A 20,770-nucleotide genomic window follows, 5' to 3' on the forward strand; every position below is an offset into this window, starting at 1 on the left:
CGCTTCTCAGATGAAGTGCTTACGCAAACGTTGAGAGAGGAAATCCAGCAGGCTGACGGTGACGATGATGAGCACCATCAGGGCACAGGTTTGCTGGAACTGAAAACCGCGAATCGCTTCCCACAGGGTGACGCCAATCCCGCCTGCGCCCACCATACCGACCACCGTCGCGGAGCGGACGTTAGACTCAAAGCGGTACAGGGAGTAGGAGATCAGGAGCGGCATAACCTGCGGCAGGACGCCGTAAAGGATCTCTTCGATTTTATTGGCACCCGTGGCGCGGATGCCTTCCACCGGGCCGGGCTCAATGGCTTCGACCGCTTCAGAAAGCAGCTTGGAGAGCACGCCGGTGGTGTGGATGAACAGTGCCATCACGCCGGCGAACGGACCCAGGCCAACGGCGACCACGAACAGCATCGCAAAGACCATTTCATTGATGGCGCGACAGGCGTCCATCAGGCGACGCATCGGCTGGTATATCCACCACGGCACGATGTTTTCGGCGCTCATCAGGCCAAAGGGAATAGAGAGAACGACGGCAAGGGCGGTGCCCCAGACGGCGATTTGCAGGGTGACCGCCATTTCGCTGAGATAGTCCTGCCACTGGCTGAAGTCCGGCGGGAAGAAGTCGGCGGCGAAGGTCGCCATGTTGCCCGCGTCCTTGAAGAGCAGCAGCGGATCCATTTCCGCGCCCTTCCAGGAGATAACCAGCACCGCCAGCAGGATGGCCCAGCTTATGAGCGAGAACCAGCTGCGCTTCGGCGGCGGGAGGGTGATGGTTTGCATGTTGGCTCCTTTGGGTTTAGTCCCCTCTCCCTTGAGGGAGAGGGTTAGGGTGAGGGGGAAATGTGCGCGCTAATGCCCTCACCCCGGCCCTCTCCCACGGGGAGAGGGAGAAAGGCACTACTGCACCGCTTTATTCACGCTCGTCATCGCACCGAGCGCGGCGGTCAGGCGATCGAGGTCTTCCAGCTGTGCCTCAATTGCGGCCACTTTGCTGGTCTTCTCCTCGTCCTTCAGCCCCTTGTTGTCCTTCACGCCCTGCATCTGTTTAAACAGCGCCAGCTGGCGAATCGGGACCAGCTGCAGGTCGCTTGACGGGCGGAACGGTGCCCAGCCCAGGCGCGCCAGGACCGCTTTCTCTTCCGGCGTTTTGCCATAGGTCATAAAGAAGTCGTACACCTTATCCTTGGTGTTTTCGGACAGGTTTTTACGCCAGACGATCGGGTCGCCCGGGATCAGCGGCGATTTCCAGATAACCTTGATCTCTTTCAGCTTGTCCGGCGCGGAAGTTTTCAGCTTGTCGAGGTTCTCGGTGTTGTTGGTAGCAACGTCCACCTGCTTGTTGGCCACGGCCAGAGCGTTGGTTTCGTGGCTGGCGTTCACCGTGCGTTTGAAGTCGCTGGCGGAGGCGTTGTTTTTGGCGAAGACGTAGTAGCCGGGGACAAGGTAGCCGGAGGTGGAGTTCGGGTCGCCGTTGCCGAAGGTCAGCTCTTTGCGTTTGGCGAGCATGTCGTTGAGGTTGTTGATCGGGCTGTCTTTATTCACGATCAGCACGCTCCAGTAGCCCGGGGATCCATCTGCCGCGACGGTCTGGGCAAAGACCTGGCCATTCGCACGGTCCACCGCTTCCATGGCGGAGAGGTTGCCGTACCAGGCGATGTCCACTTTATTAAAGCGCATCCCCTGGATGATGCCCGCGTAGTCCGGGGCGAAGAAGGCGTTCACTTTGATTCCCAGCCTGGTTTCCATATCTTTCAGGAACGGTTCCCACTGAGGCTTCAGGTTCTGCTGTGATTCCGTCGAAATAATGCCGAAGTTCAGCGCTTTTTCCTGCTCTTGTGCATACGCCGGGCTTAACAGGGTGCTGAGGCTGAACATGCTGGTAAAGGCCAGCGCGGCAACGGCTTTGTAGCTCATGTACTTTCCTCGGATCGGGTTTAATTAAGCAGCCTGCGCGTTCTCTTCGACGCGGTTAATGCTGCGGTAGAGATGGTCAAAACGTTCGTTATCAAACTGATGGCTCGCGCCATCAAAGAACACATGTCCCTGACGCAGGGCGACAATGCGTTCGCAGTAGCGCAGGGCGTAATCCACCTGATGCAGCGTGACCACCACGGTGATACCGTCGTTCTGGTTAATGTCGCGCAGGGTTTCCATCACGATGCGGGCGGACTCCGGGTCCAGCGAGGCAATGGGTTCGTCTGCGAGAATGATTTGCGCTTTTTGCATCAGGGCGCGGGCAATGGCGACGCGCTGCTGTTGTCCACCGGACAGGGTGGAGACGCGCTGATGGGCGAAATGCGCCATGCCGACGCGGGTCAGCGCCTGTAAGGCTTCCTGCTTCTGCGAAGGGGAGAACCAGCGCAGACAGGTGCGCCAGAACGGGGTGCTGCCGAGCGCGCCAATCAGCACGTTCTCCAGCACCGTCAGGCGGTTCACCAGGTTGAACTGCTGGAAGATGTAGCCCGTCCGGGCGCGGCTCTTGCGGATATCGCTGGCGAGACGCCCCGCGCGCTGCACGGTATTACCCAGCAGCTCGACGTGGCTTTCCGGCGTTTTATCGCCGGTGATAAGCCCGCTCAAATGGCGCAGAAGGGTGGATTTACCCGAGCCGGAAGGCCCGAGAAGCGCCACCATGTCGCCCTGCCGGACGGTCAGATCAACGGCATGCAGAGCCTTGTTGTGATTGAAGGTCTTGCTCAGTTTCTCGACGCGGATGACGGTTTGCATGTGCTGGGCCTCACGATAAATGTGGCCTCATGCTGGCGCATCAATGTGACATTTGGGTTAAGTCTGGGTTGCGGGAGTTTGAAGAGTTGAGGGGAGTTTGATGACAATCACCGTAGGCCCGGTCAGCGCAGCGCCACCGGGCGCTGTTGCCTGCTGCGCTGCGCTTATCCGGCCTAAGGCGTTTGTTGCTGCTTAACAACGTTAATCATCCACGGCACGCCGTATTTATCGGTGACTTTACCGAAACCGTGTGCCCAGAAGGTTTCCTGCCAGGCCATGTCGATATTCCCGCCCGCGGCGAGGTTGTCGAACCAGCGCTTGCCTTCATTAACGTCCTGAGTATCGAGTACCAGCGTGAAGCCCGCGTACTGCGCGTTGCTGCCCGGCGGCATCCCGTCGCTCATCATGATATCGCTGCCCGCAATGCGGACGTTGGAGTGAGCGATAGCCGAATCCGGAAATTGCATACCGGACGGACAGCCTTCTTCGCTGTTATCGCTTTTTGGCATTTCGCCGAAGGTGATTTTATAGAGAAGCTCTGCGCCGACGGCTTGCTGGTAGAAAGAAGTGGCTTCTGCACAGTTGCCGGCGAACGAGATGTAGGGACTTAACGGCATAATCTTTACCTCACGTAAGAAAAGCTCGTTAAGTGTAGTTCCCGCAAGCCCGGTAAGCGAAGCGCCACCGGGCGGGTAAATCAGTTCTTTTTCACGAACTCTGATTTCAGCTTCATCGGACCGAAGCCGTCAATTTTGCAGTCGATATTATGATCGCCTTCAACCAGACGGATATTCTTCACTTTGGTGCCGATCTTCAGCATGGAAGAACTGCCCTTCACTTTCAGATCTTTAATCACGGTTACGCTGTCGCCGTCCGCCAGCAGATTGCCGTTCGCATCTTTTACGACAAGTGCATCAGCATCGTGTGATGGTTCGGCATCGTTCCATTCGTGAGCGCATTCCGGGCAGATGAACATGCCATTATCTTCATAGGTGTATTCAGAATTGCATTTTGGGCAGTGTGGGAGTGACATATCGGTATCCTCAAAAAGTGTAAACGCGCTGGAAAGTGCCAGCTAAATGACGGCAGCGTGCCGAAAAAGGCGGCAAGTATAGCGCAAATCCACACGTTTGTCGGTGACATTGTGAATTAAAAAAATGCAAAAAGCGTATCGGGAGTGACACTTCCTGTCAGTCAGTTAAGCGATGCTTACCTCATTAACACGGTGGGAAGAAATGACGCTAAATATATCGAATATTTTATTGCAGCAAATTGCTACGCTCCTTCATTTCGGATAAGGTGAAGCGACACATTGTTATTTATCTCCTGACTTCGCTGCCATCCATATCTTTTGGCAGGGGCGTATTACCTCTCTTTTTAGGTGGGTAAATAATGATGATATATCCTGAAGTTTCTTAAAATTGGGCTACGCTTTTTTCCTTTGGCCTTCAGGCCAGGAGGGGAGCTATACACGCCATGCAAGGATAGCGAATTATTTCTGATTATCATCAATCAGTTATATTTCGGCGAACATGTTTTCCACACGTGATCATATAAGCCTGAACAACATAATTAATACCAGTGGCTTAATAAAAGTAATAAATTTGCGTTAAGGAAAGGCTTTTATCATGCACACACAGACCATTTTTGAATTAAGCCAGGAAGCTGAGCGTTTGTTACAGCTCGCCCTGCAAAACCTTGATACGTTGAAATCAATGCCGACTGCGATGCTGGAGAGCACCGCGGCTGCTATTACGGGTGAAAAGAACAACGTTTTACCTTTGCATTTTAGCGCGCGCGGTGTCGAAGCGCAGCAGGCGATGCTGAATAATGAATTACGAAAAATAACCCGGCTGGAAATGGTCCTGGCTATTGTGGGCACTATGAAAGCGGGGAAATCGACCACCATTAATGCGATTGTGGGGACCGAAGTGTTGCCGAACCGCAATCGTCCGATGACGGCGCTTCCTACTCTGATTCGCCACACGCCGGGTCAGAAGGAGCCGGTGCTGCATTTCTCACATGCCTCGCCCATTGATGAATTGATCCAACTGCTCCAGAAAAAGCTATGCGATTACGATCGCGGAAAGCTCGCTCAGCATCTGGAAATTGATAAAGACATGAATACGCTGCTGGAGCGCATTGAAAAAGGAGAGGCTTTTGAGAAGCATCACCTGGGCGCGCAGCCGATATTTCATTGTCTGAAAAGCCTCAATGACCTGGTGAGGCTTTCCCAGGCGTTAGGGGTGGAGTTTCCCTTCTCTGAATATGCCGCCATCGAACACATTCCGGTGATTGAAGTGGAGTTCGTGCATCTTGCGGGTCTGGATGCTCACCTCGGACAGCTGACGCTGCTCGATACGCCCGGGCCGAATGAGGCCGGACAGCCGCATCTGCAAAAAATGCTCAGCGAGCAGTTGTCCCGCGCGTCGGCGGTGCTGGCCGTGATGGATTATACCCAGCTTAAATCCATCTCTGATGAAGAAGTCCGCCAGGCCATTTCTGCGGCGGGAAAATCCGTGCCGCTGTATGCCCTGGTCAATAAATTCGATCAGAAAGATCGCAATAGCGACGATGAAGAGCAGATCCGGGCGATGATCTCCGGCACCTTAATGAAAGGCAATATTTCGCCTGGCCAGATCTACCCCGTTTCGTCCATGTGGGCCTATCTGGCAAACCGCGCTCGCTACGAGATGAGTACCCACGGACAACTGCCGGATCATCAGGAGCAACCCTGGGTGCAGGATTTTGCCGAAGCGGCGCTTGGGCGGCGCTGGCGTACGGCGGACCTGGACGATATCGACCATATTCGTCATTCTGCCGATTTGCTCTGGGAAGATTCGCTTTTCGAACAACCGATACGCAAGCTGATCTACGCCGCCTATGCCAATGCCTCGCTTTACGCGCTGCGTTCGGCCTCGCACAAGCTGCTCAACTACGCACAAAATGCCCGGGAGTACCTCGACTTCCGCTATCAGGGGCTGACGGTTGCCTTTGAGGCGCTGGAACTGAATATCGCACGTCTGGAAGAGGATATGGCGCTTCTCCAGACGCGTCAGAGCGTGGTGAGCGATGAGGTGAAACATGAAGTTGAGGAGGCGCTGAACGCCACCGCGGACTTTATGGGAGCGCAAAAAACCGCGCTTAACCAGGCGATTGGCGAGGTGTTCAGCGCTCAGTATATTCTTGATTTGGCTGGCATCGATCGGCAGAACCCTCACGGTGACGAGCCGCACGAGCTGAAGCAGCTGGTTCTGGACGATGAAGGGAAGGCGCAGATCGCGCTAAGTAAAATCCGCTCCTCCTGCGAACGGGTGATGCTGGATGCACAGACGAAAATCTGCCGGGAGCTGGCGTTACGCTTCGACCAGCTTGAATCTACGCTGGCGCGTTCCCTGAACGAAGCCATGCGCCCCATCGAAACGCGTATTAAAGAGCATCTGAGCCATGCGGGTTTTCGGGCGCGAATCAGTTTCCCGGCGTTTCAGGCTCACCAGCTCAACTTCAACACGCGGGCGCTGTTTAACGATGCGATAGCGCAGGATGACAGCCTGGCAGGTCCGCCATCAGGCGGGAGCAGCATGCGAGAAACGGTCTCTCGCTGGCTCAATAATCCGGGCTGGGGCTGGGATGAGTATGTGGAAACGCGCACGCGCTATGTTATCGATATTGCGCAGCTGCATGACAAATTTAAGCAACATATTGAGCTGTTTTGTGAACAAATACGTAAAGCTTTGTCCGCGCAGGTCGATGTCTCTGTTACGGCAGGAATGGCGACGTTCTTTGCAGAATTTTCGCTGTGCCTGACCGGGTTACAGGAAAGCTTGCGTGATAGCCTCGCAGTACGTCAACAGAATGAGCATTCAACCCGAGCGCTCTGCCAGCTGTTGAAGCAAAGTATTACGACTGCGACGTGGATACAGGAAGATACCCGACTGTTACGCGATGATATTCAAACTCTATTCGCGGCAGAGCAACCATGACAACACCACTACTGGACGGTCCCGGGCGAACGCTGGAGTGTATTAATCCAAGATTTATGGTCGATCTGGTGCAGGGAGTGGACGCGGCGCGCCATCCTCACCTGGGACCACAACAGCTTCAGTTTCGTGAGCGTTTGACTCAGGAAATCATGACGCATACCCGGCTACGCCCCTGGGCGATGGCGGGTATGCTCAATGAAAATGCAGCGCTGCGCCTGGGGCTGGCGGAAAAACTGGCCGGCATGCTTGACCCGGGCCATCTCGCCCTGACGCTGATGGCAGAGAAACTGATTGCTTTGCGCCAGCAGACTCACCCGCGCGCCCAGCACTCCCCGGGGCTGATGCAGCAGTACGCTGAACTCGCCTCTCATTTTACCCAACGCGCCGCATATAAAGAGAAGGCGCTAACCCAGCGCGGGCTGACGGTGCAGGCGGGTGAGCACAGCGAGCAGATTTTTACCCGCTGGCGGGCCGGGCATTATGATGGCTGGTCGCTGGCCGGGCGCTGTTTTATCGTCCTGGAAGAGCTGCGCTGGGGGGCATTTGGTGACGCATGCCGTCTCGCGAATGAAGATGTGGCGGCAATGCTTAAGGATAACCTGCGCAGCATGGCGGCTAACTATCTGGCACAGGGCATCAATGCGTCCCCCACGACCCGCCATTTCTATCACCAGTGGCTGACAACGCCGGCCTCTCCGGGTTTAATCGATCATAAAGACATGCTGGGCTGGCTGGGGGACTGGTGTCAGGCGGATCAACATCCGGTGAGCTGGTCAGTGACGCAAAACTGGCAGACTGTCGCGCTGGGTATGCCGAGGCTCTGTTCGGCAAAACGGCTGGTGGACGGGATGGTGGAAGAGATTTTTGGGTAAATCCCTCACCCTCTCCCCGTTGGGAGAGGGAATGGTGCGGTGTGTTAATGATTCATTTCTATCGGCTTCGGTTCAGGCAGGGTCTCTTGCATATTCCCGTAGCGTTTCGCATACAGCGCCGTGATGATGGGGACCAGAATCGCGGTGACAATTACGCTCGCGGCAACCAGTGCCGTCGCTGAAGCGGCGACCGGTTCGAAGGCCGGGTTAATTTGGGCGATAATCACCGGGTTTGCAACAGCAGCCCCCGCGGCTGAAGAGGCGGCGACGCCGGCCGTGCCGTTTCCTCCTCCGATTACGCGGTCGGCAATAATCAGCGGAATACCGGTGATGACGATCACGGCGACACCCAGCACAATGCCCAGCAGGCCGGTATCGAGAATGACCTTCAGGTTGATGGTGTTCCCCAGTGCGAAACCGAAGAACGGAATCAGCACCGGCGTGGCTTTGCTGAAGAAATCACGCAGATCGCGGTCGAGATTGCCAAGGGCGAAACCGACCAGGAAGGGCAGGATTGCGCCGACAAAGTGGTGCGGTTCAAACGAGGCCAGGCCAGCAGACCCCAGGATCAGCATCGTCATCAATGGGCCGGACTCCAGAGACATCAACACAAATGCGCCGGACTCTTCTTTCGTTCCGTACTGGTTCATCAGGCTGGCGTACAATCCGCCGTTGGTCATATCCATTGCCGAGACAATCGCCAGGACCGATAAACCCGCAAAGAACCCGGTCTGAATTCCATTCTCCGGAATGAACATCGCGCATATCATTGCCACCGCCCAGGCTACCGCTATTTTGGTTATCACCAGCGTGCCGGATTTCCGTAATACTGTCCCCGTTGCCCGCAAATTAATGGATGCGCCGATACAAAAAAACCAGACGGCAAGAATGGGAACCGTGCCTGTTATCATGCCTTTTGTGAAACCACCGAAATAGGCTCCGGTATCGGGAGCAAGAGTATTCAGGATGGCGCCCAGCACCAGCGGAACCAGCATCATGCCGCCGGGTATACGTTCTATCGTGGCTTTAATCTTCATAGACAAACCTCACATCGGATCCCGCAGGACGGGTGATAGGTGTTAGAAATTAGTCAATAAATTCAATAGATTGCTCGTATTGCTTGCGGTGTTTTTTCGAAAGCCCTGCAACAAAATTAAATGCGTGCTCTCAATTAACCTTTTTCTGAAACACATAAAACGCTGAATTCGGATTTATGATGCGATCATTGGAATATTGATTCAATGAAAATAAAACATTGTTTTGGTTATCTGTATCACATATTCAATGTAAAACCTGAGGCCGGTTCCTGTTGATGAAAATTTATGTAAACCTGATGTGAATTAACGTGGTTTGTTTTTCCGTTAAGAAAGAAATAATGACGCGCGGGAGGATGTCCTTTAGGTGGGGTAAGGAAGTACTTATTTGCACTCCTTGACAAAAATTGGACTGAGTTGACGAGACGTGAAAATATATGTGAAGTTGATCACAAATATAAACGCTGGTAGGGTAAAAAGGTCATTAACTGCCCAGGCAGGCGTCAACAGGTTCGGTTGTATCGACGTAAAACGTCAATGTAAGTAAACCTGCTACGCTTGAATAAGGCGATTCGCATGGAGCGGATCCCATGGTTCACAGAACACTAACTGGACTGTGAAACAGACAGGGCCGAGTCAACGAGGATAGCTATGCTGAGAAGGAAAAAGATTAAACCCATCACGCTTCGCGACGTCACCATTATTGATGACGCAAAGCTGCGTAAAGCGATTACCGCAGCCTCGCTCGGTAATGCGATGGAATGGTTCGATTTTGGTGTCTACGGCTTTGTGGCCTATGCGTTAGGTAAAGTGTTTTTCCCCGGGGCCGATCCCAGCCTGCAGATGATCGCCGCACTGGGTACGTTCTCCGTTCCCTTCCTGATTCGCCCGCTGGGCGGTCTGTTCTTCGGTATGCTCGGCGATAAATATGGTCGTCAGAAGATCCTGGCCATCACCATCGTCATTATGTCGATCAGTACATTCTGTATCGGCCTTATACCGTCTTACGCCACCATCGGCATTTGGGCACCCATTCTCCTGCTGATTTGTAAGATGGCCCAGGGCTTCTCCGTAGGCGGTGAATATACCGGTGCCTCGATCTTCGTTGCCGAGTATTCCCCGGACCGTAAGCGCGGTTTTATGGGAAGCTGGCTGGACTTCGGCTCGATTGCCGGGTTTGTCCTGGGTGCGGGCGTCGTGGTGTTGATTTCAACCGTGGTGGGTGAAGATAACTTCCTCGACTGGGGCTGGCGTATTCCGTTCTTCCTGGCATTGCCGCTGGGGATTATTGGCCTCTACCTGCGTCATGCGCTGGAAGAGACGCCTGCCTTCCAGCAGCACGTCGATAAACTTGAGCAGGGTGACCGCGAAGGGCTGCAGGATGGTCCGAAGGTGTCGTTCAAAGAGATTGCCACTAAACACTGGCGCAGCCTGCTGACCTGTATTGGTCTGGTGATTTCGACCAACGTGACCTACTACATGCTCTTGACCTACATGCCGAGCTATCTGTCGCATAACCTGCACTACTCGGAAGATCACGGTGTGCTGATTATTATCGCCATCATGGTGGGTATGCTGTTTGTGCAGCCGATTATGGGTCTGTTGAGTGACCGTTTTGGTCGTCGACCGTTCATTATTCTGGGAAGCGTTGCGCTGTTTGCTCTGGCAATTCCGGCATTCATTCTGATTAACAGTGATGTGCTGGGGCTGATTTTTGCCGGTCTGCTGATGCTGGCGGTGATCCTTAACTGCTTTATCGGGGTGATGGCCTCAACGTTACCCGCGATGTTCCCGACGCATATTCGCTACAGCGCGCTGGCCGCGGCCTTTAACATCTCGGTGCTGATTGCCGGTCTGACCCCGACGCTTGCCGCCTCGCTGGTCGAGAGCACGCAGAACCTGATGATGCCGGCCTATTACCTGATGGTGATTGCGGTGATTGGTTTGATTACCGGTCTTACCATGAAGGAGACGGCGAATCGCCCTCTGAAAGGCGCAACGCCTGCGGCGTCTGACATCCAGGAAGCGAAAGAGATCCTGCGCGAGCACTACGATAACGTAGAGCAGAAGATTGAGGATATTGACGCAGAGATTGAAGAGCTGCAGAAAAAACGCTCCCGACTGGTGGACCAGCATCCACGCATCAACGAGTAATAAAGGAACCCGCCAACGGCGGGTTTTCTTTTATTAGCATCCGGCAGCGATGTAGTCGCCATTGGCGCTGACGGGGATCACCGTCAGGAACAGCACCGTCGCAAACAGGATCAGGACTATCCCTCCGGCTATTTTGACTGCTGGCACCAGCCATCTTAATGATGCGCTTTCTCCGAACCAGGTCACCGTGCGCTCGCGGGCGTAACGTACAGCCAGGGAAAGCCCCACAATAGAAAGTGCGGTGCCCAAAGACATGGTCATTACCGCGGCCACTCCCCAGGTGACAATGCCCAGCGCATTCGAAAACATCAGAATCATGATCGCCCCGCTGCACGGGCGTGCGCCAATTGCCAGAATCACGCCCAGACGGGTTTTCCAGTCGCCCTGCGTCAGGTCTGTACCTACGCCGTGATGGCCGCAGCCACAGTGTTCATCGTGCTGATGAAGAGGCTTGATGGCGGAGATAGACATCCTGCGCGGGCGCAGGCTCTTCAGCGCCTGATAAATGACAAAAGCACCGAATGCACCAATAAGCACTGCGCTTATCTTCTCCACGTACCAGCGGCTGGTACTGATATCTCCGGAGGCGAGGTTAAACCCCACCGCCAGAATAAAGACAAACAGAATGGCGCTGACGCCCTGCATCAGGCTACCCAGGAAGGGGACGACCCGGGCGGCCAGCTCGCTTTCCTTATTGGTGGTCAGATAGGTCGTCACGATGAACTTTCCGTGTCCGGGTCCGATGGCGTGAAGGACACCATAAAGGAAAGCCCCTGTTAACAGCCATAATCCGCCGCTGTACTGGTGGTTATTAAGCTGCAGCAGATACATCACCAGATAGCGGTGCAGCGTAATTTGCGTGGCGAGGCACCACTGGATAAAGGCGTTCCAGTGCGCATGCAGGGTAAAACCGGCAAAGAGGAGTGCCAGCAGCATCACCCCTGCTGTAGGGAGACGCCAGTCGCGGGCGAGGCTTTGTGTGGTCATGAGGGTGGGCCTGCACTGAGGAGAATATTTGCCGCTAGTATAGTTGATCTTCTCGCTCAATTCGTGGGATCGCATCGCGATCCGCTCATGATTGTGGATAACTTTGTGCATAAAAGGGTATAAGGCGGGGTTTTGCTGTGGAATGCAGCAGTCAGTTATTTTTCTGTCATTTAGCGGTTGCGGCCTGCTGAGAACTCCCTATAATGCGCCTCCATCGACACGGTGGATGTGAATCACTTCACAAACAGCCCGGTCGGTTGAAGAGAAAAAATCCTGAAATAACGGGTTGACTCTGAAAGAGGAAAGCGTAATATACGCCACCTCGCAACGATGAGCGAAAGCCGCGTTGCACTGCTCTTTAACAATTTATCAGACAATCTGTGTGGGCACTCAAAGTGACATGGATTCTTAATGTCTCCGGACAATAAATGAATACCAAGTCTCTGAGTGAACATGCGTAATTCATTACGAAGTTTAATTCACGAGCATCAAACTTAAATTGAAGAGTTTGATCATGGCTCAGATTGAACGCTGGCGGCAGGCCTAACACATGCAAGTCGAGCGGTAGCACAGGGAGCTTGCTCCCGGGTGACGAGCGGCGGACGGGTGAGTAATGTCTGGGAAACTGCCTGATGGAGGGGGATAACTACTGGAAACGGTAGCTAATACCGCATAACGTCGCAAGACCAAAGAGGGGGACCTTCGGGCCTCTTGCCATCAGATGTGCCCAGATGGGATTAGCTAGTAGGTGGGGTAATGGCTCACCTAGGCGACGATCCCTAGCTGGTCTGAGAGGATGACCAGCCACACTGGAACTGAGACACGGTCCAGACTCCTACGGGAGGCAGCAGTGGGGAATATTGCACAATGGGCGCAAGCCTGATGCAGCCATGCCGCGTGTATGAAGAAGGCCTTCGGGTTGTAAAGTACTTTCAGCGGGGAGGAAGGTGCTGAGGCTAATAACCTCAGCAATTGACGTTACCCGCAGAAGAAGCACCGGCTAACTCCGTGCCAGCAGCCGCGGTAATACGGAGGGTGCAAGCGTTAATCGGAATTACTGGGCGTAAAGCGCACGCAGGCGGTCTGTCAAGTCGGATGTGAAATCCCCGGGCTCAACCTGGGAACTGCATTCGAAACTGGCAGGCTAGAGTCTTGTAGAGGGGGGTAGAATTCCAGGTGTAGCGGTGAAATGCGTAGAGATCTGGAGGAATACCGGTGGCGAAGGCGGCCCCCTGGACAAAGACTGACGCTCAGGTGCGAAAGTGTGGGGAGCAAACAGGATTAGATACCCTGGTAGTCCACGCCGTAAACGATGTCGACTTGGAGGTTGTGCCCTTGAGGCGTGGCTTCCGGAGCTAACGCGTTAAGTCGACCGCCTGGGGAGTACGGCCGCAAGGTTAAAACTCAAATGAATTGACGGGGGCCCGCACAAGCGGTGGAGCATGTGGTTTAATTCGATGCAACGCGAAGAACCTTACCTACTCTTGACATCCAGAGAACTTAGCAGAGATGCTTTGGTGCCTTCGGGAACTCTGAGACAGGTGCTGCATGGCTGTCGTCAGCTCGTGTTGTGAAATGTTGGGTTAAGTCCCGCAACGAGCGCAACCCTTATCCTTTGTTGCCAGCGGTTAGGCCGGGAACTCAAAGGAGACTGCCAGTGATAAACTGGAGGAAGGTGGGGATGACGTCAAGTCATCATGGCCCTTACGAGTAGGGCTACACACGTGCTACAATGGCGCATACAAAGAGAAGCGACCTCGCGAGAGCAAGCGGACCTCATAAAGTGCGTCGTAGTCCGGATTGGAGTCTGCAACTCGACTCCATGAAGTCGGAATCGCTAGTAATCGTAGATCAGAATGCTACGGTGAATACGTTCCCGGGCCTTGTACACACCGCCCGTCACACCATGGGAGTGGGTTGCAAAAGAAGTAGGTAGCTTAACCTTCGGGAGGGCGCTTACCACTTTGTGATTCATGACTGGGGTGAAGTCGTAACAAGGTAACCGTAGGGGAACCTGCGGTTGGATCACCTCCTTACCTTAAAGAACCTGCCTTTGTAGTGTCCACACAGATTGTCTGATGAAAAGTAAATAGCAAGGCGTCTTGCGATTGAGACTTTACGTCCCCTTCGTCTAGAGGCCCAGGACACCGCCCTTTCACGGCGGTAACAGGGGTTCGAATCCCCTAGGGGACGCCACTTGCTGGTTCGTGAGTGAAAGTCACCTGCCGTCATATCTCAAAACTCATCTTCGGGTGACGTTTGAGATATTTGCTCTTTAAAAATCTGGATCAAGCTGAAAATTGAAACGACACATCTTAATGGTGTGTTCGAGTCTCTAAAATTTTCGCAAGTCGATGATGAATCGAAAGAAACATCTTCGGGTTGTGAGGTTAAGCGACTAAGCGTACACGGTGGATGCCCTGGCAGTCAGAGGCGATGAAGGACGTGCTAATCTGCGAAAAGCGCCGGCGAGGTGATATGAACCTTTGACCCGGCGATGTCCGAATGGGGAAACCCAGTGCAATTCGTTGCACTATCGTTAACTGAATACATAGGTTAACGAGGCGAACCGGGGGAACTGAAACATCTAAGTACCCCGAGGAAAAGAAATCAACCGAGATTCCCCCAGTAGCGGCGAGCGAACGGGGAGCAGCCCAGAGTCTGAATCAGCTTGTGTGTTAGTGGAAGCGTCTGGAAAGTCGCACGGTACAGGGTGACAGTCCCGTACACGAAAGCACACAGGTTGTGAACTCGAAGAGTAGGGCGGGACACGTGGTATCCTGTCTGAATATGGGGGGACCATCCTCCAAGGCTAAATACTCCTGACTGACCGATAGTGAACCAGTACCGTGAGGGAAAGGCGAAAAGAACCCCGGCGAGGGGAGTGAAAAAGAACCTGAAACCGTGTACGTACAAGCAGTGGGAGCACCTTCGTGGTGTGACTGCGTACCTTTTGTATAATGGGTCAGCGACTTATATTCTGTAGCAAGGTTAACCGTATAGGGGAGCCGAAGGGAAACCGAGTCTTAACTGGGCGTTAAGTTGCAGGGTATAGACCCGAAACCCGGTGATCTAGCCATGGGCAGGTTGAAGGTTGGGTAACACTAACTGGAGGACCGAACCGACTAATGTTGAAAAATTAGCGGATGACTTGTGGCTGGGGGTGAAAGGCCAATCAAACCGGGAGATAGCTGGTTCTCCCCGAAAGCTATTTAGGTAGCGCCTCGTGAACTCATCTTCGGGGGTAGAGCACTGTTTCGGCTAGGGGGCCATCCCGGCTTACCAACCCGATGCAAACTACGAATACCGAAGAATGTTATCACGGGAGACACACGGCGGGTGCTAACGTCCGTCGTGAAGAGGGAAACAACCCAGACCGCCAGCTAAGGTCCCAAAGTCATGGTTAAGTGGGAAACGATGTGGGAAGGCACAGACAGCCAGGATGTTGGCTTAGAAGCAGCCATCATTTAAAGAAAGCGTAATAGCTCACTGGTCGAGTCGGCCTGCGCGGAAGATGTAACGGGGCTAAACCATGCACCGAAGCTGCGGCAGCGACGCGTATGCGTTGTTGGGTAGGGGAGCGTTCTGTAAGCCGTTGAAGGTGTGCTGTGAGGCATGCTGGAGGTATCAGAAGTGCGAATGCTGACATAAGTAACGATAAAGCGGGTGAAAAGCCCGCTCGCCGGAAGACCAAGGGTTCCTGTCCAACGTTAATCGGGGCAGGGTGAGTCGACCCCTAAGGCGAGGCCGAAAGGCGTAGTCGATGGGAAACAGGTTAATATTCCTGTACTTGGTGTTACTGCGAAGGGGGGACGGAGAAGGCTATGTTAGCCGGGCGACGGTTGTCCCGGTTTAAGCATGTAGGCGGAGGTTCCAGGTAAATCCGGTACCTTTTAACGCTGAGGTGTGATGACGAGGCACTACGGTGCTGAAGTAACAAATGCCCTGCTTCCAGGAAAAGCCTCTAAGCATCAGGTAACACGAAATCGTACCCCAAACCGACACAGGTGGTCAGGTAGAGAATACCAAGGCGCTTGAGAGAACTCGGGTGAAGGAACTAGGCAAAATGGTGCCGTAACTTCGGGAGAAGGCACGCTGATATGTAGGTGAAGCCCCTGCGGGTGGAGCTGAAATCAGTCGAAGATACCAGCTGGCTGCAACTGTTTATTAAAAACACAGCACTGTGCAAACACGAAAGTGGACGTATACGGTGTGACGCCTGCCCGGTGCCGGAAGGTTAATTGATGGGGTTAGCGGCAACGCGAAGCTCTTGATCGAAGCCCCGGTAAACGGCGGCCGTAACTATAACGGTCCTAAGGTAGCGAAATTCCTTGTCGGGTAAGTTCCGACCTGCACGAATGGCGTAATGATGGCCAGGCTGTCTCCACCCGAGACTCAGTGAAATTGAACTCGCTGTGAAGATGCAGTGTACCCGCGGCAAGACGGAAAGACCCCGTGAACCTTTACTATAGCTTGACACTGAACACTGGTCCTTGATGTGTAGGATAGGTGGGAGGCTTTGAAGCGTGGACGCCAGTCTGCGTGGAGCCGTCCTTGAAATACCACCCTTTAATGGCTGGTGTTCTAACGTAGACCCGTGATCCGGGTTGCGGACAGTGTCTGGTGGGTAGTTTGACTGGGGCGGTCTCCTCCCAAAGAGTAACGGAGGAGCACGAAGGTTAGCTAATCCTGGTCGGACATCAGGAGGTTAGTGCAATGGCATAAGCTAGCTTGACTGCGAGAGTGACGGCTCGAGCAGGTGCGAAAGCAGGTCATAGTGATCCGGTGGTTCTGAATGGAAGGGCCATCGCTCAACGGATAAAAGGTACTCCGGGGATAACAGGCTGATACCGCCCAAGAGTTCATATCGACGGCGGTGTTTGGCACCTCGATGTCGGCTCATCACATCCTGGGGCTGAAGTAGGTCCCAAGGGTATGGCTGTTCGCCATTTAAAGTGGTACGCGAGCTGGGTTTAGAACGTCGTGAGACAGTTCGGTCCCTATCTGCCGTGGGCGCTGGAGAATTGAGGGGGGCTGCTCCTAGTACGAGAGGACCGGAGTGGACGCATCACTGGTGTTCGGGTTGTCATGCCAATGGCACTGCCCGGTAGCTAAATGCGGAAAAGATAAGTGCTGAAAGCATCTAAGCACGAAACTTGCCCCGAGATGAGTTCTCCCTGACCCTTTAAGGGTCCTGAAGGAACGTTGAAGACGACGACGTTGATAGGTCGGGTGTGTAAGCGCAGCGATGCGTTGAGCTAACCGATACTAATGAACCGTGAGGCTTAACCTTACAACGCCGAAGCTGTTTCGGCGAAGAGACGACACAATCAAATTTCAGCCTGATACAGATTTAACAGAATTTGCCTGGCGGCTTTAGCGCGGTGGTCCCACCTGACCCCATGCCGAACTCAGAAGTGAAACGCCGTAGCGCCGATGGTAGTGTGGGGTCTCCCCATGCGAGAGTAGGGAACTGCCAGGCATCAAATAGAAGAACCCCGCACCGAAAGGTGCGGGGTTTTTTGCTTTGTGCGCAAAAAAGTCCGTTGGCGCTGTGCTTGCCGGGCCTGCGGGCTCAGTAGACCGAAAAAGGCAAAGCCGCCATCCGGCAACGCAGACCGCACGATCCCACGGCAAAGAGAAACAGGAATACAAAGAAGGGATGTATAAACGCAGAAAAGCAAAAACCCAGCCATAGGCTGGGTTCTTTAAATAGTGGTGCCCGGACTCGGAATCGAACCAAGGACACGGGGATTTTCAATCCCTTCAAAAAAGACCAAACGATCCATCAGCACTAACAGTTTTTTACTGGTTTACCTTGAGAAAAATGTTTAAGTTTGGTTCTTCATGACTTAAGTATTGCTTAAATACGGCGTTTCGAAGCTACCATAATCCTACCATCAAATTGCCTTGGTTTAAGATGGCCCATCTTCGTATCCCAGTTCTAACAACTATATTGCATTAGGTGAGAGTACTTCATAATGAGCAAGCTAAAGCAATTAGCTCTTCAGAGATATCTGGGCTGATTCTGGTTGTTATGAGCTGCAACATCTGACGTCCTCAGGTTAAGGTTTACTAAGATAAGTTTGTTTTCTTCGAAAGCTCTTGATGTTTCATGACATTGGCTAGATCGTGAACATATTGAAAGTTCGAGATAGTCACGGTAAACCTCACTTAAAGCAATTACAGTAACTAAGGTTACTACTACGTGGAGCAATTTTGATATAGTTGGAGAGAATAAAGAAGAGTTCTGTTGTTCCAGGCTCTTGGTCTCGTTGAAGCACAAAAGGATAGGGTGTGAACAAAATAAAAGCTGACTCAGATTTTCTTGTTAGTCATAAAACTAAAACATTGATTGGTATGACTTTGTTCGTACTTAAGGCAAGCCCTAATGTTCCGTTTACCGCCAGGCAATTGGCAATCAAAGTTTGCGAAAGCTTTCCTGAATACGCAGAAAAGAAACTTGCTTCATCAGAACATCTTTCGAGTGTTGAAGACCTAATCTCCCAGGTAGCGGCAGAGATAGGCGCCCAAAGACCTTCGCTGGTTAAGAGAAATGCTCATATTAATGTGACGGCAGGAAAACCTAGAAAGTATCTTTGGTCAGATGATGAGGCAAAGGGCATACAATTAAATAAAGATATCTTTGTCACGGATGATGCTGACGTTTCTGATCCCCATGGCGAATTTTATTCTGAGCATGAATTATATCCTCTTCTAAGCGAGTATACTTCGAGTTCATTAAACGTGCTTGTTCGTCGTGTAGATGAAAAGAAATCCAAAAAGGGAGCCTTCAAGAGTAATAAGTGGGTACATCCAGATGTTATAGGGGTCCAGGATATTGGTCATAATTGGTCGTCCTTGACTAAGGATGCGGTTTCAATTCTTGGTGGTAAACGTGCTTTTCTTTGGTCTTTTGAAGTAAAAAAATCTTTAGTTATTTCGAACGTTAGAGAGGCATACTTTCAGACCGTTTCTAACTCATCATGGTCTCACTATGGCTATCTTGTAGCTGCAAGCATTGAGAATAACTGTATTGATGAGTTAACTGTTCTGAATGCGGCACATGGTATTGGCGTTATCCTCCTCGATGTACATAATCCGTCTGAAAGTCAGATTCTTCTTCAAGCAAAAGAAAAAATAAGTTTAGATTGGCAAACTATTAATCGTCTTATTGAATTGAATCCAGACTTTAAAGAATATATTGATTTGATAAACCAATTCTCGTTAAATAAAAAACTTAAAATAAACGAATGGGGTATTGAATATGAATAGGTTTTTTCTCTTAATCAATTGTAAACGTTAACTAATAAAGGTCTTAGGAGATAGTTATGGCTTATGATTTGACTAATACTCTGGTCATTGGTATTAGTTCAACAGCACTTTTCAATATGCAGGAATCAGATAATCTTTTTAAGGAATTCTGTTCCAGCAATCCAGAAAAAGCAATTGAGCAATACAGAGACTACATGCTTTTGCATGAGAATGATGAGTTGCTTCCTGGAACTGGATTTCCCTTGGTAGAGGCTTTGCTGGGGCTAAATAAGTATAAAAAAGAAGCTGATAAATCTCCTCTTGTTGAAGTAGTGGTTATGTCAAGAAATAGTCCTGATACAGGACTTATGATACTGAACAATATAAGAAAAAAAGGAGTAGATATAACAAGGTCAGTATTCACAGGTGGTGAAACGGTGGTTGACTATCTCGAGGCTTTCAATGTGGATCTCTTTCTTACAACCAGTATTGATGATGCACAGCGCGTTATCGACTCTAATGCCTGTGCAGTTGCTATTTTAAAGGAACCGCCAAAAGAATCTATAAAATATCCGCAAGATCAGGTAAGAATTGCCTTTGATGGTGATGCTGTCTTATTCGATGAGTCGAGTGAGATTGTCTATAAAACGAAAGGAATTAACAGTTTCCATGCACAAGAAAATGCCAAGCAAAATGAACCTTTGGCGGAAGGTCCTTATGCAATGCTGCTAAAAAAAATAGCGAGATTACAAGACCGATTACCTGCAAGAGTTGATTATTCACCGATAAGAATTGCTCTTGTTACAGCAAGAAATAGCCCATCCGAGCTACGAGTTATAAAAACATTAAGAGCTTGGGGGATAAATGTTGATGAGGCATTCTTTCTGGGTGGGGTCGAGAAAACAAAAATACTTAAAGCTTTCAATCCTCATATATTTTTTGATGATCAAGATGTCCACCTTGAGCCAGCATCAGTATATGTCCCTTCAGGCCGAGTACCTTATGCTTCTCGCTCACCATTATATCAGCAAATATTGTCAATCAAGCCAGCTTAATTTATGTCAATGTCATTGCCCCGATGAGTCGGGGCGGAACTATCATCATGGTCACGAATTTTTCTCAGATGACAGTTATCTGCCGAAGATAGTCTTGCAATAAAATCTATCGTTTAAATAAACTATGGGCTTCGGTATTTTTTTTGATGTAAAAATAAAAAGATAATATCATAAATGTTAAACCTCAAAATAGCCGAGCAGCAAACGCCAAAACAACAATACTGACATTACCATTAACTGTCGCGATGGTTCTGAGTCGGTCGTCTTTAAGTGTTTTACCATCAAAAGTTGCGATGGTGCGGAGTCGATCGTCTTTCAAGGTCTTCCCATCAAATGTTGCGATGGTGCGGAGTCGGTCGTCTTTCAGGGTTTTACCGTCAAAGGTAGCGATGGTGCGGAGTCGGTCGTCTTTCAGGGCTTTACCATCAAACGTCGCGATGGTCCTCAGTCGATCATCTTTCAAGGTCTTGCCATCAAAGGTCGCGATAGTCCTGAGTCGATCGTCTTTTATAGTTACGCTCATAAGTATTCTCCTGTGATACATCTATTCAGTACTTTACCATCCAAAATCAAGCAGTGGTTTCTGTGAGTTCTGGACGCTAATTGTTTGAATGTGCGTTAAAAATTCATCCAGTTAGCATTAACATTAACCAGCGCTTCATCGATCATACAGGTCTGACGCAGTTTAAAAGATACAA

Annotated in this window: 13 protein-coding genes, 1 tRNA gene and 3 rRNA genes; 9 read left to right on the forward strand and 8 right to left on the reverse strand. The window is 51.6% G+C overall.

Annotated elements, in window-relative coordinates; genetic code table 11:
* Positions 1-6: 6 nt before the first annotated feature.
* The 5 genes from phnE to WM95_RS01985 all read right to left on the reverse strand — a co-directional run bounded on the left by phnE (position 7) and on the right by WM95_RS01985 (position 3,766).
* Complete coding sequence (gene phnE / locus WM95_RS01965; protein WP_023310092.1) at positions 7-786, reverse strand: phosphonate ABC transporter, permease protein PhnE; 780 nt, start codon at positions 784-786, stop codon at positions 7-9.
* Positions 787-903: 117 nt separating this feature from the next.
* Positions 904-1,920 (reverse strand): phosphonate ABC transporter substrate-binding protein, encoded by a 1,017-nt coding sequence (phnD, locus tag WM95_RS01970; RefSeq protein ID WP_063409753.1) that lies wholly within the window; start codon positions 1,918-1,920, stop codon positions 904-906.
* 24 nt (positions 1,921-1,944) lie between these two features.
* Positions 1,945-2,733 (reverse strand): phosphonate ABC transporter ATP-binding protein, encoded by a 789-nt coding sequence (gene phnC / locus WM95_RS01975; RefSeq protein WP_063409754.1) that lies wholly within the window; start codon positions 2,731-2,733, stop codon positions 1,945-1,947.
* 173 nt (positions 2,734-2,906) lie between these two features.
* On the reverse strand, positions 2,907-3,350 hold the full coding sequence (gene yjdN, locus WM95_RS01980; protein ID WP_063409755.1) for a VOC family metalloprotein YjdN: 444 nt from the start codon (positions 3,348-3,350) through the stop codon (positions 2,907-2,909).
* 80 nt (positions 3,351-3,430) lie between these two features.
* A complete protein-coding gene (locus tag WM95_RS01985; RefSeq protein ID WP_023310096.1) occupies positions 3,431-3,766 on the reverse strand; it encodes a zinc ribbon domain-containing protein YjdM in 336 nt (111 codons plus the stop codon).
* A 595-nt stretch (positions 3,767-4,361) separates the two neighbouring features.
* Between WM95_RS01985 and crfC the strand changes: the two genes are divergently transcribed.
* Positions 4,362-6,716 (forward strand): clamp-binding protein CrfC, encoded by a 2,355-nt coding sequence (gene crfC / locus WM95_RS01990; protein ID WP_063409756.1) that lies wholly within the window; start codon positions 4,362-4,364, stop codon positions 6,714-6,716.
* Positions 6,713-7,588, forward strand: coding sequence for a diguanylate cyclase regulator RdcB family protein (locus WM95_RS01995; protein WP_063409757.1), 876 nt, complete (start codon positions 6,713-6,715; stop codon positions 7,586-7,588). Before crfC ends, WM95_RS01995 begins: the two co-directional genes overlap by 4 nt.
* 44 nt (positions 7,589-7,632) lie before the next feature.
* Here the strand turns inward: WM95_RS01995 and kdgT are convergent, their stop codons facing one another.
* Complete coding sequence (kdgT, locus tag WM95_RS02000; protein ID WP_023310099.1) at positions 7,633-8,625, reverse strand: 2-keto-3-deoxygluconate transporter; 993 nt, start codon at positions 8,623-8,625, stop codon at positions 7,633-7,635.
* Positions 8,626-9,273: 648 nt separating this feature from the next.
* Here kdgT and proP point away from each other — a divergent pair.
* Complete coding sequence (gene proP, locus WM95_RS02005) at positions 9,274-10,776, forward strand: glycine betaine/L-proline transporter ProP (protein WP_045355283.1); 1,503 nt, start codon at positions 9,274-9,276, stop codon at positions 10,774-10,776.
* Positions 10,777-10,809: 33 nt separating this feature from the next.
* Here proP and WM95_RS02010 read toward each other — a convergent pair whose 3' ends face one another.
* Entirely contained in the window at positions 10,810-11,763 is a 954-nt protein-coding gene (locus tag WM95_RS02010; RefSeq protein WP_045355284.1) for a nickel/cobalt transporter, read from the reverse strand.
* A gap of 496 nt (positions 11,764-12,259) precedes the next feature.
* Between WM95_RS02010 and WM95_RS02020 the strand changes: the two genes are divergently transcribed.
* The 6 genes from WM95_RS02020 (at position 12,260) to WM95_RS02045 (ending at position 20,072) form a co-directional block, all read left to right on the forward strand.
* Positions 12,260-13,799 (forward strand): 16S ribosomal RNA (locus WM95_RS02020).
* An 84-nt stretch (positions 13,800-13,883) separates the two neighbouring features.
* A tRNA-Glu gene (locus WM95_RS02025) sits at positions 13,884-13,959 on the forward strand.
* A 192-nt stretch (positions 13,960-14,151) separates the two neighbouring features.
* Positions 14,152-17,056: ribosomal RNA gene (locus WM95_RS02030) — 23S ribosomal RNA — on the forward strand.
* Positions 17,057-17,129: 73 nt separating this feature from the next.
* Positions 17,130-17,245: ribosomal RNA gene (rrf, locus tag WM95_RS02035) — 5S ribosomal RNA — on the forward strand.
* Together the 16S, 23S and 5S rRNA genes with 1 tRNA gene alongside form the textbook arrangement of a ribosomal RNA operon.
* An 815-nt stretch (positions 17,246-18,060) precedes the next feature.
* Complete coding sequence (locus WM95_RS02040; RefSeq protein ID WP_001033549.1) at positions 18,061-19,038, forward strand: hypothetical protein; 978 nt, start codon at positions 18,061-18,063, stop codon at positions 19,036-19,038.
* 56 nt (positions 19,039-19,094) lie between these two features.
* Entirely contained in the window at positions 19,095-20,072 is a 978-nt protein-coding gene (locus tag WM95_RS02045) for a 5'-nucleotidase (RefSeq protein WP_021544648.1), read from the forward strand.
* 184 nt (positions 20,073-20,256) lie between these two features.
* On the opposite strand, the gene WM95_RS02050 is transcribed toward WM95_RS02045, so the two are convergent.
* Entirely contained in the window at positions 20,257-20,595 is a 339-nt protein-coding gene (locus WM95_RS02050) for a 5-fold beta-flower protein (protein ID WP_000117288.1), read from the reverse strand.
* Between the last annotated feature and the right edge of the window lie 175 nt (positions 20,596-20,770).

The sequence above is a fragment of the Enterobacter cloacae complex sp. ECNIH7 genome, from assembly GCF_002208095.1.
Classification (GTDB): Bacteria; Pseudomonadota; Gammaproteobacteria; order Enterobacterales; family Enterobacteriaceae; genus Enterobacter; species Enterobacter cloacae_M.